We start from the raw sequence: 16573 nt of genomic DNA, 5'->3' as shown, positions 1-16573 counted from the left end.
CACCGCGCTTCCCGAAACTCGACACCGAGCACCCCACGATGTCCGCTGAAACCACCTCTGACGGCCGCGACTGGCAGACTGCCGACGACGTCCCGTGGACCCTCCTCGAGGACGTCGACGAACTGGCCGACGCATACTGGTCGGTCGTCGCGCCGGCGCTGCGCGCCGACGGCCACGACCCCGAGACGGACAAGCCGACCCACCAGTGGCTTCGGAACAACGGTTTCCGGTCGTTGCTTTACACGCTCCGTGAGCATCACGATCGGGCGTTCGGCCAGTTCTGGCGGGACGACCTGGGCCTCGACGACGGCCGCGACGACACCCACTGGAGTACCGACGACGACCGCACCGTCGAGGCGCTCGACGCGTTCCTCACCTCGAAACGGAACCGCGCGGAACTCGCCGAGTCGTCGATTCGCACGCTCCAGTACCGACTCGACCGGTACGTCCGCGCGTACTGCGCCGTCAACGAGACCGACGACCTCGTGACGCCAGTCGCCCGCGAGAGCGACGTACCCGCCCGCGACGCGACCGACCAGTGCTGGGCGGCGTTCGACCGCCTCCACGCTCGCCTGGACTCGCCGACCACGAAGCGCCGCATCCACCTCGCGGTATCGAACTGGTACGACCACTTGAAGCGCCGGAAGTGGGCGGCGGTCAACCCGGCGGACGGTCTCGCCAACGAGTACCGCTGGAACGACGCGGCCAACGGCGACACTGCCGACGCGACGGACACGCCCTGTCTCGACGCAGACCACGTCCGAGCGCTGTTCGAGACCGCCGACAACCCGCGCGAGCAGCTGCTCGTCGTCGCACTCGCAGGCTGGGGTCTCCGGCCGAACGAGGTCGCATCGCTCCATTACTCACAATTCGAAACCGACGGAACAGACGACGAGGTGCCCTACATCGCGTTCGACGACCGCAAGAACGGGCCGGGCGAGGTTTCACTGTTGTTCGGTCAGAGGGTCCTCGACGACAGGATCGCCGAGTTGGGCGACGACGAGGACTGGTCGGGCTACTTGTTCCCGAGTCCGCACGCCTCGAACGACCACGTCACGCGTAACACCATCTACAACTGGTTTTCCGACTTGGCTGACCGAGCGGGCCTGCCCGACGCGGTCGATGGCGTGTCGGTGTCGCCGAAACTGTGTCGGCGCTTCTGGTACGATGCTTATTCGTCGGTCCTCGAGGGCGTGTTGGAGGGCGTCGAAGATATCGCGGCCGAACAGGGCAGTAGCGACCCACAGGTCGTGATGCAGAACTATCTGTCCGACGAGCGCGCACGGACCGTCCGTCGGGAATTCATGCGCGACCAACTGACTGATGCGTTCGGCAAGAAGTGATAGTGGACGTCCGTCTCTGTGGGTCGTGTGCTGACTTCGATACCCCCGAAGAGAGACGGATCGACTCATGAGGGATTCTATGCCTTAAACCACATTTCGATATATACAACTCCTGTCCAGTAGCCCGGAAGCTCAACCCTCAACGAACCGCCGAAAACGGCGAGTAAGGCGGGATTGACTACAGGAGACGTCGTTTGCCTCACTCAGTGAGTGAGGAAATCTATCGGAAGATGAAGGAGAACTTCGTCTTGGCCGCGGGGTACAACGTGTTCGCCATCCCTCTTGTGGCATGTGTTCTCGCACCTATCGGCATTCTACTTTCACCCACGTTTGGGCCACTGTTGGTGTCACTCAATGCCATAATCGCCAAATCAACACCCAATTCCTCCGCCGCATTAATTTCAACCTGCTGGGTCTGCCGGGCGTGTCTGCGCCGTGAGAGGTACAACCGGCCGACAGACACGACGACTTCGACCCTAGTGTTCCTCTCTATTCGACGTACTGACCAACGTGAGTTGCTTCGTCTAGAACTTCCTGAATGCCGTCAACAGTGAGTCTAGAACCGAAACCAAGTCGTTCTCTCGCGTCGATCCACCAATGACTCGGACATACTGTCTCTATTGTCCCTCCTTCATTAGCCGTTAGAGATTGACGACAGGAGTGCGTCTCCTCAAGACGCTTTTTGCTCATCGACGAGTCTAGCTTTTCAGTTTAGAGCCGAATTAAGCACGGGGATTACTCTCATCAACTGGTACATTTATTTATAATAATTGTTGTATTTGCATTTTGTATAAAATCAAAAACCCTATCTCATATACGCTTACGGGCTATTCAGGGCGATGAGAGCGTCTAGAGGGGGAGAAAGAACGATAAGAAGAACAGACACCTAGTCTTTGTTATATAGGGAATACGTAGAGTATTGCCAGATCGTCTTGGAGAAACAACAGAACAATTTCTGTTAATTGCTACTTAGGCCACTGACTAGTGAGTCACGCGCTGATGAGTCCAGTCCTTTCGAAGGCGCGTACCTGACCGAGGAAAACCGTGATATTCACGATGAGTTCGATCCGGTGGCCGACGAAGTAGATGGTACGCCGTCAGAGACTACTTTCGCGTGACTCACGCACCGAGACAACGTCACCGCTTCGATTGTCAGAGCGCATATCATCGACTAACTGGAGGGGGATCTCGTTGCAATTAAGACAGAGTTGGCCGACGAGCAGGTCAACCGACTAACGGAAGCGAAAGGCATCCTTACGCCGAACACTTACATCGCCCGGCAACTTCCACTCCCGATTTCTCCCGAGGCAATCGCTCGTATCGAGGTACTACAATTCGCGCGAACTTGAAGATTCGTGCGGACTTTACGATTCGTAAAGTTCCGAAACTGGAGGTACCTCGACGGTGACTGCAAGCAGGAACTGGCTTGACATCGTCGCTGGAAACCGCGCGTCAGAAATGAGCGGCAAAGTGAAAGCCCGCGTATCGAAAAACAGCGCGTCGATGTCCCGCACCGGTGACTTCACGACCCAAGGGGGTATAGGCTCGAAAAAATTCGGAGGAGAAGCGTCTACAAATCCCGAATCCACTCAACATGGAATCATATTTCCGTGACTCGTTGATGTTCGTCGTCGAAGGCAGCCTCGTCCTCCGGGAGAAGGGCAACGACTGAGTACTCCGCGTAGTCACTAAAGTACTCGACGAGCGATGCGATTCGGTCGGAGTCGATCGCGTCCAACGAGTCAAGGATGATGAACGGTAGCGTCTCGTAGACCTCGTGAACGAGGTTCCCCGCAAGGGAAAAAACGAGTCCAGTTACTTCGCGCTCGCTCTCGCTGAGGTGGTCAACCGTGTCCTCGTAGTCCTCTCCTTCGTCACCCTGACGGATAATATGTAACTCGAACTGCGTTCGTTCGACCTTCCGGCGGCCTCCACGTACTTTTCGCTCAACAGACTCGATCCAGATACGGTCGAGATTCTCGTTCTTGAGAAGACTTAGCTAATTGCAGGCGGTAATCCCCCTTCCTCAAGGAGCGAGCGCAAGCGAGCGAGTAGGGCGGGGTAGTTCACGCTGTAAGCAGAGTTCTTTTGTACGACTTTGCCCGCGATGGTGAAGTTTTCGATGAATGAATCTATACCCTCGACCGGCGACGGAGTACGTATGAAATCACGAAACCAGCGGAAACTATCACACGACCGAAAAACCAGCGACCACATGGAAGGTGAGACTTATGAGTGACCGATTTCCGAAGTCGGCCCGAGCGGCGACGGTGAAATGTGTGGCCTGTAACGCACCGGGTACACGAACCACGGAAGGAAAGTTCGTCTGCGTCGAATGCGGAACCTCACTACTATCGAAGAACTAGCTGCGGATACGCCACACTGTCAGCCCTCCAGTTTGCATCGGGGACAACATTCCGCCTACAGTAAGTGGTGTCGTCGTGAGCTGGGTGGGACACTGTGCTACCGCCGTCACCCGTGGCGTACGCACGTACCGGTAGACTTGCTGTGGACCGTCACCTCGAAAACCGTGGTGAGAAGGATGACGGTGATTACGAGAAGTAGCTTTGCAACCCATGTCTCGACCTGAAGCTACTAGACTGCCCTCGATGGGCGTCGCCTACGTCGCGTCTCGGTGAGGACGTCTACCGGTGTTGTCACCAAAATTTCTTTCCACCCGAACGCCAGGTCTCTGTGATGATCTCAAGTCGTAACCCGTCCGACTCGATTTTCGGGAAATCCACGTCTCGTCGTCGATTTCTCGAAACGCTCGGAGGTGGAGCAGCTATCCGACGCGTAGAGGCACGGTCTTCTTCGAGCGGCGCGGACACCCGCCAACAGACGACGACTCGTGAGGAACGAAACCGGAAGGTACTGTACCTATACGGTGACGTTGCGGCGGATGGCACGGTTCCGTCAGGCGAGGCGACCCCCTTTCACCAGATGCGGTTGAGCGATACTGGGCCGCGCGGACTTTCGAAGTTCAGACGCGCATTGGAGGAAGTCGGATTTCTGCCGACGGAGCGCTACGATGCCGACACGACGCTCTCGCGATCGCTTCTCGAAGAGTACGGGATGCTCATCCTGGGGTCGAACCAGCACCGTTTCGACGAGGCCGAGCGCGAGGCCGTCGACGAGTGGGTAACTGACGGTGGTGGCCTTCTCGCCTGGTCAGACAGTGCCTTCGGTGGGGACTACCGCCAAGTTGGGGTCTGCAACCCCGCCGGAAGCCGAAGTAACAACGACCTGACTGTGCAGTTCGGTATGTCGTTTCTCCGGGACAACGGGGGTGGTAACTACCGCGTCAGGCAGTACACTGACGACCACTTCCTCAATGCCGGTAATCGGAACGGCGGCATCGTTTTCCGCGGTGAAGGAGTGAGTTGTGTTCGGGTTCGTCCACCAGCGAAAATACTTGCAAAATTCCAGTCAGGCGGTCTCAATGGAAAGTTCGCGGTGTGTAAGCAGGACGCTCCGTACCGCCCCGACCGTGACGCTGCTCTCGCGGTAGCGACAATCGGGGATGGACGCGTAGTCGGTACGTTCGACCGGAATACCTTCTGGAACGCCGGAGCAGGCACGAATATCTCTCAGGCAGACAATCGAGAGTACGCACAACGGTTGGTGCTGTGGGGAGCGGGAGTAGCGTAACCCCTATGGGACCGGTATCCAAGTGGCGATCAGGGCTACTGAAGAATGACCGCGTTGTCGTTAGGGGATTGCGGGAATACAGTACTCTTCTCACCAGTTACGGTCCTGCCGAAGATACCGACCGATTGTAAGTAGCAAACGGTGCTGCTGTCCGCTCCATCGGCAACGATCCGGTGTTAGTGGATGTTTCAGTCCCTGACAACGTGGTAGTTTCCAACGGGGAGAACAGCCACGTCGTGTAGTCAATGAATTTTATAAAATTGTCGTCTCGACGGATATTATCCTTTAGTCGTGATACCCTGCCAATCGAGCAGTGTTATTGCCAAAGATATTTTTGGACTTGAGTTGCGGTATCACAGAGAAATCGTGATGAAGGGAGTTATTCCGGCTGCTGGGCAGGGGACGCGGTTGTATCCGCAAACCCACACCAAGCCAAAGCCGATGGTGCGTTTGGCAGGGAAACCGATTCTCGGCCACATTCTCGACAATTTCGTTCGGAGTCCAGTCAACGACGTAATTGTCGTGGTTGGGGTTATGCAAGAACTGGTGGCGGAGTACGTTTCCGAACGCTACGGGCACGTTCTCGATCTCACCTTTGTCGAACAATCCCAAACGGAGGGGCTTGGACACAGCGTTTACCAAGCACGTTCAGTCGTGGGTGATGACCCAATGTGTATCGCCTTGGGCGACATGCTTTTCGACTCGGACTACGCTGACTTCATCGAGGCACACCGAGCTCTAGGCAGCGTAGATGGGAGTTTAGGCGTCAAACAAGTCGATACACCCTCGAGTTACGGCATTGTAACGCTTGACGGTGACGAAATCACGAACCTAGAGGAGAAACCGGACGCGCCCGACTCTGATTTGGCCATCAGTGGTGTTTACTTCATCGAAGACTCCGAGTCGTTGTTCGAAGCGATCGAGTACCTTATCGAGAACGATCTTCGGGGAGCCGGCGACGAGTACCAGCTCACCGATGCGCTCCAGCGGATGCTCGATCAGGGTGCGACATTTGGAACGTTCGACGTCGGCAAGTGGTACGACTGCGGCCAGCCGGACACGTTGTTGACCGCCAATCGGGTTCTCCTCGAACGGATTGCCACTACGAATGGCGGGATAGCGATTAACGGCGACTCGAGTATGATTATCCAACCAGCGGACATCGGTGAGAACGTCACACTGAAGCGGAGTGTGGTAGGGCCGTACGTCAGCATCGACGACGGGGTAGATGTCATCCAAAGTCACGTGTCTGACTCCATCATCAGCCGAAACGCTACTGTGAAGCGGGCGAATCTACAGAATAGCATCGTTGGTGACCAAGCGAGGGTCACTGGGACCCCCAATGAACTCAATGTCGGTGATTCGAGCGACGTCCAATTATGATGACTGGCGCACGGACGGTACTGGTAACGTGGATGCCGGTTCCGAGCAAATATCCAGACGGTGCTCTACGAAGACAACGACGGTACCGGTGGTCGAACGATTGAATCACGGTTATAGCAATGAGTAGAGTACTGGTGACCGGTGGTGCCGGCTTTCTCGGATCGCATCTTTGTGAACGCCTGTTGGAGAGAGGTCACGAAGTCGTCGCCATGGACAACCAGGTCAGCGGCCGGACGGAGAATCTAGACCAAATTTTCTACCACGACGCTTTCACGTACTACGAGCACGATGTTACCAAGTTCATTCATATCTCGGGCGAGTTAGACTGGGTCGTTCATCTCGCGAGTTTAGCCTCGCCAACTTTCTATCGTGCTAATCCTATCAAGACATTGAAGGTCGGGGCCTTGGGAACCCACAAGACGCTCGGGCTCGCGAAGGAGAAGGGCGCCAGCTATCTCTTCACGTCGACAAGTGAGGTGTACGGGGATCCCGAAGTCAATCCCCAGCCGGAGGACTACTGGGGAAACGTGAATTCATACGGGCCAAGGGCCTGTTACGACGAGTCGAAGCGGTATGGTGAATCACTAGTGCGTGCGTATCGGGACGAACACGATCTCGACGTTCGGGTTGCCCGTATCTTCAACACGTACGGCCCGCGGATGCGAACTGACGACGGGCGTGTGATTCCGACGTTCGTTCGTCAGGCGCTCTCGGGAGAGCCATTGACGGTACACGGCGACGGGGAACAGACCCGGAGCTTCTGTTATGTGTCCGATTTGATCGACGGGCTGCTGGCATTGAAGCAGTCCGAGGTACAGACGCCCGTGAACCTCGGGAATACCGATGAGAGAACGATTCTGGACCTCGCAGAGACGATTATCGAGGTAACTGGAAGTGAAAACGGGATTACGCACGAAGCGCGGCCGCCACAGGACCCGTCGGTTCGGCGGCCGGACCTCGAGAAAGCCAGATCCGAGTTAGGATGGGAGCCGACGGTCTCGCTCCGGGACGGGCTAGAGCGAACCATCGAACACTTCGAATCGGTCGTGTGAACCTAATCGCGTCTCCAGTAATCCTCGTCTTTCAATTCACCCGTAGCAAACCGTGCTGCCTCCATTTGTGTATATCCGATTTTTCTCGCTCCAAGCCGAGTTTACGTCGCTAGTATACACGTAGTCGAACCCAAAGTGGCCTGAAGGGAAACGAATGACGTTGCCGATTACATTGAACCCGTTCAGATAGACGTATCCCTCGCCGAGACTGCCTGAAGCAAGCCCTCGTCGGGTAATCGGCTCGTGGTTTACATCGATATGTCGTTCCAACGATCCTGTAAACGGTTCGTACCCTATTGCGCCCCGAAACGTCCCTGGCCATGAGCTCATGTGGACCGTACTATCGGACTGGAAGTTCGATTCGAACCAGTCAGTGCTTCGAACTGCGTACTCCGTCGGATACTGCTTATAAAAGTACACTTTCTCTACGGGATGCCCGTGTTCCATTATCCGTTCTTTCTCTACAAATGCGTTGGGCGAATACTCGTGAGTTACAGTGGCGGATATAAAACCGACGTTAAGCAAGAAGTAGAAGACGATGAGCAACGCGGATACGTATTGAACGGCTCTCGTCCGTCTAACTCCGGTACGGGAGAAGAAATTCCAGAGATTACGGACGCCGATAACGAAGAAAGGGGCGAAAAAGAGGAGCGTCGTAGGGAAGGTTCGCGCAGTGTTGAATCGTTCGACCGGAAGAAACGTGACGGCGAAAATCCCGAGGAAAACGGACGCGTACGCCAAGTATTCGGTGCTGAATGATAACTCGTCGTCTCTGTATAGCATCCAATAACGACTGGTAAGTCCGATGACAATAATCACGCCGATAACGAGATTGAATATCTTCAGCAAATCGAGGGTAACAGAGTGGAAATCCGTCGTGACGTATCGCGTCGTTGCGCTGGCCTCTGACGAAATGAGAAACTCGGAAAGCCGGGTGAAAAAGTGTTCACCAAATCCGATGATGAGACTGAACGCCTTCGATCGAGGTGACGCATACATATACCACGTAAATGTGATGACTGTATAGAGAAGAACGTACGAAGCTGTAGTTGTTTTTTGCCTGCCACGACCTGTAATCGCTTTGATAACGCTTAGTAATCCAATGGTCGTAACGAGTCCGAACAGTATCATGTACGATACGCCGTAGTGGGAGACGACGATTCCGGTTCCGAATAGTATCATCAGGAACTTCCGCCGAATACCGGACAAATCATCGTCGGCCACCAGAAGTGCGACCAAGGCGAGAAAGAAGAGAGCCGTGGCAGTCCGCGTGTTTCGGGAGAGGACGATGAAAAACGAAAAAAGCGAGATGAAGAGGTACGCTGACAGAAACGCTGACTTCTCGGTTATGAACCGGCGATACGCGTGATAAAGGGCGACAGGCATAACAGAGAACAGGAGAGGGTGGATAAATTTGAACACCCACACCATTTTCAACCCCGTGAACAAGGCGTAAAGCGGGTGTAGAATCACGATACGTAGCATCGCGAACTTACTCCCCCACGCCGGCGCCAGTGCGGGATCCCAGACGCCGGTCTGCAACACGTAAAGGGCGATAGTCGCTTCTTTCGGTTGGTCTCCCCACGCCAAGTACTGTCCTGTGAGTGTATTCTGCAGCAGAAGGCTAACGGCGATAACCCAAACGACGACCGGAAACAACCTATAGGGAACTTTCTCGTAGATAATCAACACGGGGATAGAGGCGATAGAACCGTAGAGGACGAGCAAAAGGAGATTGACGTCGAAACGAGTGAGGAGAAGTCCACCGTAAATCGCGAGAAACGGGAGCAGTGCGAGGCCGAGTCCGAGTGGCGATCGGAGCGGGCCTAAGTCGAAATGGACTACGTGGGTTCCGTCTGCTGACCGATAGTACAGTACCAGTAACAATGTGATGGCCCCGATAACGGCGAGAATCATCGGTATCTCTCTGAAAGGGTGAGCGACGCCGACGAACCGGAGGCCGAAGTTAGCGAGGGCTCCAATAGCCATCAACGACATTAAACTGAGCCCAACGGTGTAGACGAGCGATTCAGTATAGTTGGCTGCAGAGACACCAACTACGTGGAGGAGGAGATAACCGGGAACGAACGTGAGATAGAGGAAAGTTACCAGTTCACGGACGATCGGTAGATCTCTGCCCGTGCGTTCGATAAAGACTGTCGCGAGAATCGTAGTCTGGAGAACGAGAGTTAGTTGGGCGACTCGCTGAGGAGATACCTCTACCGAGATTACGTGCGGTGGATTCGGACCGAGAACTGAGTGCTGAGAGTCCTTCGCTCGATGCATACACCCGCGTTACTGCTCCTTATCGTATAAACGTCACACGCTAACATATTTTGGACCGGTACTTACACGTAGCCGACTGTAACCGGCCTTTTCGCCAGATAGTAATTGCCACAGTCAAATCTGTCAAGAAATCACTACTATATTGACTCGGTTTGTTATCGAACGAAGGTTCAGAAAACTGTACTGAAAGCGACGATGTAATTTTACCCGTTAACTAGTTGCAGATACTGAGTTGCAACCGTTCGCCATTCGGGGAGCATCACCTCTGAACGAGCGGCTTGTAATTTCTGAACCGCGGTGCGTATTTCGGTGGCATCGTCGGCGACGAGTTCTCCACTTGCGTTGTATTCGTTCAGGAGATGACGGTGCGCCGGGATACGCGAAAGAACCACTGGAAGGTCGAATGATAACGCCTCTACTGTTGCGACTGGCATCCCTTCGTAAGCGGAAAGACTCGCGAACACATTCGCATCGGCGAACCAGCGCCACTTCTCCTCGTCGGTGATGTATCCGAGGACGCGAAGAAACTCGGACTCGTAGCTCTCTACGGTATCGCGAAGTGGACCGTCGCCAGCCATCACGCAATACACATTATCCGTAGACTCGGTGACCTCGTGCATAAGCCGAGCGAACGTTACGGGTCGTTTCTGTGACGTGAGACTCCCGATATTGAATATAAGTGTCGCAGAATCTGGAATGTCGTATTCAGAACGAATTGACGACAGATCCTCTGCATCGGGAGTAAAGACCCCGTTGGGGATATAAATTGGATTATCGACTCCGAACGCACGAGTTTCTTTACGAAGGTGTGGAGACACGACCGTGTAGTGCGGTTCTACGCCGTTTTGATCCGTACAAGTCCGGTGAAAATGACCTTCGATGACTTTGACCAGCCAGTAGTACGGGAGCAGTTTGCTCGGATAGACCCCATCTTGTGCAAGCTCGTAATCACGTCGTAACGTCGTGTGGATGGTTACGATAACCTTCTCCCAGAACGTTCTCTCGGTAGTTGGTAGTATTGGAGTGATCGGTTGGTGTGTCCAGATGAGATCGTACTGATCGTGATCTTGGGCAACGTTCTTGAGAGTCCGATACCACCAGATGGCGATTCCGGGTGCACCGACCGTGAACGGACCTACCTGTGCCGCACTCCCTTCTGCAAAGATATAGTCGACAGTGTGGCCCATCGTACTCCATTCGGCCCCAACCCGTTTGGCCATCTCGTGGATACCGAGCCGATGGGGAGTGATCACGAGGCAGTTCATCCAAGTCCGTCGTATTTTGTTCGCAGAGATAGTAATTACTTCGTTATAAATGATCACCGCCCATCATGTTGCTTCGTGAAATATTTTGAATCGCTTCTGGTTGACCGACTAATGGAACCTAGAGACGATGCAGGACAGCCACTTGTGAGTGCCGTAGTTCCGACCCACAACCGAACTACTCGACTCAGACGAGCGATCAAGAGCATTTTAGACCAAACCTACCCAAATCTCGAACTCATCGTCGTAGACGATTGTTCAGTGGTCCCCGCCGAAGAAGTACTTAAACCCGTCCAGACAGAACGACTGCCGAAAAGTCAAATCATCCGTCATGACACGAATCGAGGCGGGGCGGCCGCTCGGAATACGGGTATCACTGCGGCAGATGGAGAGTTCATCGCATTTCTCGACGATGATGACGTGTGGGAACCCACGAAGATATCTCGACAGGTAACGGAGTTTCGCTCGGACGAAGTACCCGGTGTCGTCTACACCGGAGTAAAACAAGTAGACGAACGGGGTAACGTCAAGGCTATTAAGACGCCTACGACCGAGGGTGACGTTACGCGAGCCATACTTCTTCGAAACTTCGTCGGGACCTTCTCTGCGGTCATGATCCGCTCGGAAGTGGTCGACGAAGTCGGTCTACTCGACGAGCGGTTCCCTAGCTGGCAAGATTGGGAATACTATCTACGGCTTTCGAAAGATTGGGAATTTCGGTCCGTTCCCAAGGCGTTAGTTCGTCGCGAGGGTGGTAGTCACGAACAGTCGACCGATAATTTCGACGAACGAAGAGATGTAACGAGTGAGCTATTTCGGGAGAAATTTTCCCCTCTGGCGGCCGAAATGGGGCTCGAAAACGAATTTAACGCACACGTCGATTTTTACCTCGCCAAATCTGCACTCAGCAATGAGCGATATGCCGATGGCAGAAAAGCTATCCTGCGAGCGATTGGTCGAGTGCCGACGGAACCAGTATTTTATTTTTATTACTTTCTCTTTCTCGGAGGCAGGTTCACCGTCGAACCGATACGGAAGCTGAAGCGTATCTATGTACGAACTATCGTGGATACGCAAAATCCCCTCAAGAACTGAGGATTTCCTCGTAAATTGATTTGAGCTCCCGGGCCCGGTAGTCCCAGTCGAATCCTGAGACCGCTTTCTGCCGAGATCGTTCGCTCATCCTATTTCGTAACTCTGCATCGTCGAGAACCCGATCGAGCGCCTCGACGAGTTGGGATTTCGAACCGGTATCGAATAGAAGTCCGTTTTCGCCGTGTTCTATCAGACGTGGAGCCCAACCGACCGTTGGTGCCACGACCGGCGTACCGCAACTCATCGCCTCTAGGATGACGATTCCGAAACTCTCGTGCGCCGATGAAAGAACGAACACGTCCGCTTCGTTGTAGTAGTTTGGCAGTCGCTCGTTTTCTATCGGCCCCAATAAGCGGACACGCTCGTTTATTCCTAACTCTCCAATCTTCCGCTCTACCCTTTTCCTAAGCGGTCCGTCACCGATAAGGGTCAATTCGGATTCCGGATGTGTTTCTAGCACCGATTCGAAGGATTCGAGCAGGAGAAAGAGATTTTTCGCTGGAACGAACCGTCCGACGAAGAGGATAGATTTTCCGTCTTCTCCGCTGGGTCGTGGAGTGAATTTCTCGGTATCGATACCCGGATTAACTGTCGCCACTCCAACCGAGACTTGATCCTCGATTTTCTCTTTCGTCGTCCCTGTCGTAATTACGTGATCGAAGGAGTTCAGAAGCTGAGTCGAGGAAGAGAAGGGGTTGAGAACGTCGTACCACAGGGACCAAGGTGTCCCATGCATCACGAGTGTGACTGGTGGATCGACTTTCGAAGTGAAGTAGGAGAAGTGCGGCCTGCTACACACCTGGATGATATCGTATTCCCGGTCTCGTATCTGATCGAGTACCCGCTGAGCGAAAACCCACGAATCGATGTCCGTGAGTAGGCCACCGATACCAGGAGGTGCAGCGAAGGCCACATCTCGAAGTTGCGGAGTAGGAACTTCGACATAGTCGAACTCCGTTGGTGGATTCGGAAGTTCCGAAAAAACAGGTCTCCCCACGTAGAACGTCACTTCGACGCCCATATCCCTCAAACTCTCTGCTAACTTCAAATCCCAAATCTCCGCACCTCCTCTAGTGAAACCCGCCGTTCTATTGACGAATGCTAACTGCATTTAAGCCAGTGACAGGCGAGCATTCCGCATAAGATTGTTTATCTAATATAATCGACGGGCGAACAGTTTCACAGCAGTACGGTTAACACACGCTCGAACGTATTAAACCGAAGTTCATAAAGATATCACGCGCGATATTCGCTACCGGACATTGAATGACCGTCTCCTATCGGATGAACGGCTTTCAAGTCGACGTGAGCGAACCACCGCTCAACAACCGGCGAGCTCAAACGTAGTCGCAGATGTTCCCGATTCGTCAGAGCAACCAATGTTCAACCCCCGAAACGAGCGTACATTTGCGACTGCTCCAAATCGGTAGTCAAGTCACTGTCTTCCGGAGAAGGGAAAATGAGACCCAAAGTCGAGGATTTCCGTCTCACCAAACTTATTCCGCGATTTTCAAAAGAGATGAATTCTCCCGTTGAAATCGCGCGTGATGCCGTACACGTATACCGGAACCAGGGATTAGTTCCACTACTGCGGATGTCTCGAAAGTTCGTGCACCAACAGCTACTCAGGCCATGGCACATCACTGGAGACGAAATATACGATAAATGTCAAAGTCAGATACCGGTCCAGTCCTCGGAGAAGAAGACCGTTAGCTATGAGGGTTCTTTCCGAGACTCGCTTCCGCGGCACCTGGCTAATATCGAAGGCGAGATCGAAACGCCGGAACGCGTAATCGGGGAATACCAGAACGCACGCGTCTTGGGCCCCGGGATGATAGTGGGGATCGATTACGGGTACATAGTTCCGGTGGAGGTCGGATCAGAGAGGAGGTACTCCCATCGCTTGGCGGACAACGTCTCTATTCGCACTGTCCTGCAGAACTACGTCGGTCACGACGATGCCGAATGCCGGCTTGACAGGGCGTTCCTTTTGACTGGAAAACGGGGTCTGGCGTTCGCACACTGGTTCTACGAGACGCTCCCTAAGCTACGCTGGTACGAGCGATACTGTACGCTCATTGGACAGGCCCCTCCGCTCATGATACCGTCAGGAATCACTGATTGGCAACGTGATTCCCTCGCGTTGATGGGATATCCCGACGAATCGTGGATCGAGCTCGACTGTTCCGTAACGGAGGTGAACACCCTTGCCGTACCGCCGCATCCCTACCGGAACCGTGGGTCGAGATTCACCGGTTCCCCGGCCAATCTTCGATGGGTCCGAAATCGGATTCTATCGAACGTGACCGAGAGCAATCGTTCCCTCCCCAATCGCATCTATATTTCCCGAAGTGACGCAGACTATCGCCGTGTTCGAAACGAAAAAGAGTTGCTTAACACGCTCGCGAAGATGGGGTTCGTCAAATTCGCGCTGAGCGAGTTGTCGTTTAGAGATCAGGTGCGGTTGTTCGCCAATGCGGATATCGTCGTCGGCCCTCACGGTGCTGGCCTGACGAACATCATTTACTCCACCGACGTAGACGTCGTCGAACTACTTACGGACGAGGGTGCCAGTGAACACTTCTTGGTGCTAGCGAACGAACTGGGTCACTCGTACGAGTTCGTCCTCTGTGACTTGGTCGGCGATGATGGTATCCCTCCGCGTCACAGTGACATGATTGCTGACCCTGCCCGAGTACGGGCGGTAATCGAAGCGTTATGAGAGTCACGAATCGGGAGAGAGCTATACGTATCTGGCGTAGCAGGGGGAGAACGTCGGTGGGTTACTACTCCTCGTACCAGACCGTACCTCTGTCTTGAAAAACCACCACAACAGTAGCCAGCGTTCGCTCACTGAGACAAATACTACGAACCGATACTACGTGAGTAGAGATTTACCGAATGTCCCTCGTGTTTAGGGCGGTCTATCGCGTAAATAGCTGGAACGTTTTCGAAACCCGAACCGAGAAACCAAGGCGCTGAAACAACTGGTCTACGAGATGTAACTCGACTTGATAAATGGACCGCGTAAGGAGGAATAACGAGAGGTATACTGCACCGAATCCGCCAGCAATTACGACACTGTAGAGGAAGCTAAAGTCCGAAAATCGAACCGGAGAAACGGAGATAATCCCGAATATCGTAGCTATCAGCATGGTCGGAAGTACGAACTCCCTCTCGAACGGGTGTATCTCGTACATATTATATACGATGTACATTTCTAGGATGTTGTTCAGTACCGTCGTCGCTGCCGTCGCCATAGCGGCCCCCGTAATACCGTAGAAGGGAATGAGAACGATATTGAGAAAGACGTTACAAAAGGCGGTTCCGAACGAGATGTACATGATCGTTTTTGTTCGTCCTGTGGAAATAAGAATACTTCCGGTCAGCCCCGGAAGACGGGAAACCATAGCGCCGAATGCGAGAATCGAGAGGGCGATCCCTCCTGCACGATACCTATCACTGAAGAAAAATGTCATCGTCTGGTCGGAGAACAAGAAAAAGAGAACGAACACGGGGAAGGTTGCCACCACGATCCACCGAGTAGTCAACGTGTAGAGAGAGTCCATATCATCGAACCGTTCCTCGGAGTGAAACCGCGACACGATCGGCTGAAACAGATAATCTATCGCCGGTGAGAAGAAGAAAATGAGAAATAGCGACATTCGAAATGCTAACTCGTAGGTCCCGGCTTCCGTGCTGGACTTAAAAATCCCAAGCAGGACTACGTCACTATGTTTCGCGATGATGTTGACGCCGCCAGAGGCGGCGAGTGGGGCAGAAAAAACGAGGAGTTCGCGGTAACGATTCATCGATCCTCGATGGAAGAAATCAGTTAGGGAAAACGACCCGACCCGATGAACCAAGACGAAACAACCGATTGCGATCACCAGGAAGGCGACTGCATGGGCGAGTGCGATGCCGACCGTGTCGTAACCAGCAAGAACGAACAGTACGATGAAGACGAGCCGCGAGCCGGGTAGCAACACCTTATCGGTGATGATCTGAGGGAACGTCGTTTCGTATCCACGAAAGCTACCGATGCTGAGTTTGATAACGGCGTAGAACGGGATGACTAGCGCAAAAATGCGGAAAATCCGAATCAAATTCACGTCACCGAACCACGAACGCGGTAGCACCACGGTTAGGAGATAGACAACGACGGATACGATCAGCGACAAAACCACGACGATGTGGAACGAAGACACCACGATCTCTTGGCGCTCGCCCGTGCTCTCGAACCGGGGTATGTATCTCGACAGAGCAGGCGGCATCCCGGCAAGCACGATGATTCCTAAAAGATTCAGCATCGCGATGCCGAGAACGACGTTTCCGTATCCATCGACGGGGAGGTACCGAGCCATCGTGATTCGCGTGACGAACCCGAGTCCTTGACTGAGAAGCGTCGCTCCCAGAATCAAGATAGCACTCAAACTGATCGATTCCAATGCGGATTGAATCTCGGAATGGTCGATCGGTGAATCAGAACTCATGGAACGCT

10 protein-coding genes and 2 pseudogenes are annotated in these 16573 nt (G+C 53.8%); 7 read left to right on the top strand and 5 right to left on the bottom strand.

The annotated features are described in order from the left end of the window. Positions 1 to 38 precede the first annotated feature (38 nt). Both E2484_RS13995 and E2484_RS26105 read left to right on the top strand, forming a co-directional pair. Positions 39 to 1343: a tyrosine-type recombinase/integrase gene (locus E2484_RS13995; RefSeq protein WP_137285810.1), complete on the top strand. Its 1305-nt coding sequence runs from the start codon at positions 39 to 41 to the stop codon at positions 1341 to 1343. 206 nt (positions 1344 to 1549) lie between these two features. After that, positions 1550 to 1782 (top strand): annotated as a pseudogene (locus E2484_RS26105) (heavy metal translocating P-type ATPase); the annotation flags it as partial. Between the two features lie 1161 nt (positions 1783 to 2943). Here the strand turns inward: E2484_RS26105 and E2484_RS13990 are convergent. After that, positions 2944 to 3327 (bottom strand): annotated as a pseudogene (locus E2484_RS13990) (archaea-specific SMC-related protein); the annotation flags it as partial. Positions 3328 to 4040: 713 nt separating this feature from the next. On the opposite strand from E2484_RS13990, the gene E2484_RS13985 reads away from it, so the two are divergent. The 3 genes from E2484_RS13985 to E2484_RS13975 all read left to right on the top strand — a co-directional run bounded on the left by E2484_RS13985 (position 4041) and on the right by E2484_RS13975 (position 7429). Continuing rightward, the gene (locus E2484_RS13985; RefSeq protein WP_321112625.1) at positions 4041 to 4994 is read left to right on the top strand and encodes a DUF4350 domain-containing protein; all 954 of its coding nucleotides are present in this window, start codon (positions 4041 to 4043) and stop codon (positions 4992 to 4994) included. A 369-nt stretch (positions 4995 to 5363) separates the two neighbouring features. Then, positions 5364 to 6377, top strand: a complete 1014-nt coding sequence (locus E2484_RS13980; RefSeq protein ID WP_137285808.1) for a sugar phosphate nucleotidyltransferase — start codon at positions 5364 to 5366, stop codon at positions 6375 to 6377. A 119-nt stretch (positions 6378 to 6496) separates the two neighbouring features. Next, on the top strand, positions 6497 to 7429 hold the full coding sequence (locus E2484_RS13975; RefSeq protein WP_137285807.1) for a UDP-glucuronic acid decarboxylase family protein: 933 nt from the start codon (positions 6497 to 6499) through the stop codon (positions 7427 to 7429). A 36-nt stretch (positions 7430 to 7465) separates the two neighbouring features. On the opposite strand, the gene E2484_RS13970 is transcribed toward E2484_RS13975, so the two are convergent. Together E2484_RS13970 and E2484_RS13965 are read right to left on the bottom strand one after the other, a co-directional pair. Next, positions 7466 to 9715, bottom strand: coding sequence for a DUF2206 domain-containing protein (locus E2484_RS13970; RefSeq protein ID WP_137285806.1), 2250 nt, complete (start codon positions 9713 to 9715; stop codon positions 7466 to 7468). Between the two features lie 203 nt (positions 9716 to 9918). Beyond that, entirely contained in the window at positions 9919 to 10980 is a 1062-nt protein-coding gene (locus E2484_RS13965) for a glycosyltransferase (RefSeq protein WP_137285805.1), read from the bottom strand. Positions 10981 to 11091: 111 nt separating this feature from the next. On the opposite strand from E2484_RS13965, the gene E2484_RS13960 reads away from it, so the two are divergent. Next, positions 11092 to 12072 (top strand): glycosyltransferase family 2 protein, encoded by a 981-nt coding sequence (locus E2484_RS13960; protein ID WP_170977356.1) that lies wholly within the window; start codon positions 11092 to 11094, stop codon positions 12070 to 12072. Here E2484_RS13960 and E2484_RS13955 read toward each other — a convergent pair. Next, positions 12062 to 13183 (bottom strand): glycosyltransferase family 4 protein, encoded by a 1122-nt coding sequence (locus tag E2484_RS13955; RefSeq protein ID WP_137285803.1) that lies wholly within the window; start codon positions 13181 to 13183, stop codon positions 12062 to 12064. The genes E2484_RS13960 and E2484_RS13955 overlap by 11 nt on opposite strands. A gap of 348 nt (positions 13184 to 13531) precedes the next feature. Between E2484_RS13955 and E2484_RS13950 the strand changes: the two genes are divergently transcribed. After that, the gene (locus E2484_RS13950) at positions 13532 to 14794 is read left to right on the top strand and encodes a glycosyltransferase family 61 protein (RefSeq protein ID WP_137285802.1); all 1263 of its coding nucleotides are present in this window, start codon (positions 13532 to 13534) and stop codon (positions 14792 to 14794) included. 202 nt (positions 14795 to 14996) lie between these two features. On the opposite strand, the gene E2484_RS13945 is transcribed toward E2484_RS13950, so the two are convergent. Further along, positions 14997 to 16565, bottom strand: coding sequence for an oligosaccharide flippase family protein (locus tag E2484_RS13945; protein ID WP_137285801.1), 1569 nt, complete (start codon positions 16563 to 16565; stop codon positions 14997 to 14999). Positions 16566 to 16573: the final 8 nt, after the last annotated feature.

The sequence above is a fragment of the Halorussus salinisoli genome (assembly GCA_005239435.1).
Classification (GTDB): domain Archaea; phylum Halobacteriota; class Halobacteria; order Halobacteriales; family Haladaptataceae; genus Halorussus; species Halorussus salinisoli.
Note: the sequence above shows the minus strand (reverse complement) of the source record. Positions and strands in the feature narration are given on the sequence as shown.

Coding starts and splice junctions, on each gene's coding strand:
- E2484_RS13995 (WP_137285810.1), top strand. CDS start 39: ATGTCCGCTGAAACCACCTCTGACGGCCGCGACTGGCAGACTGCCGAC.
- E2484_RS13975 (WP_137285807.1), top strand. CDS start 6,497: ATGAGTAGAGTACTGGTGACCGGTGGTGCCGGCTTTCTCGGATCGCAT.
- E2484_RS13955 (WP_137285803.1), bottom strand. CDS start 13,183: ATGCAGTTAGCATTCGTCAATAGAACGGCGGGTTTCACTAGAGGAGGT.
- E2484_RS13945 (WP_137285801.1), bottom strand. CDS start 16,565: ATGAGTTCTGATTCACCGATCGACCATTCCGAGATTCAATCCGCATTG.
- E2484_RS13980 (WP_137285808.1), top strand. CDS start 5,364: ATGAAGGGAGTTATTCCGGCTGCTGGGCAGGGGACGCGGTTGTATCCG.
- E2484_RS13970 (WP_137285806.1), bottom strand. CDS start 9,715: ATGCATCGAGCGAAGGACTCTCAGCACTCAGTTCTCGGTCCGAATCCA.
- E2484_RS13985 (WP_321112625.1), top strand. CDS start 4,041: ATGATCTCAAGTCGTAACCCGTCCGACTCGATTTTCGGGAAATCCACG.
- E2484_RS13965 (WP_137285805.1), bottom strand. CDS start 10,980: ATGAACTGCCTCGTGATCACTCCCCATCGGCTCGGTATCCACGAGATG.
- E2484_RS13960 (WP_170977356.1), top strand. CDS start 11,092: ATGGAACCTAGAGACGATGCAGGACAGCCACTTGTGAGTGCCGTAGTT.
- E2484_RS13950 (WP_137285802.1), top strand. CDS start 13,532: ATGAGACCCAAAGTCGAGGATTTCCGTCTCACCAAACTTATTCCGCGA.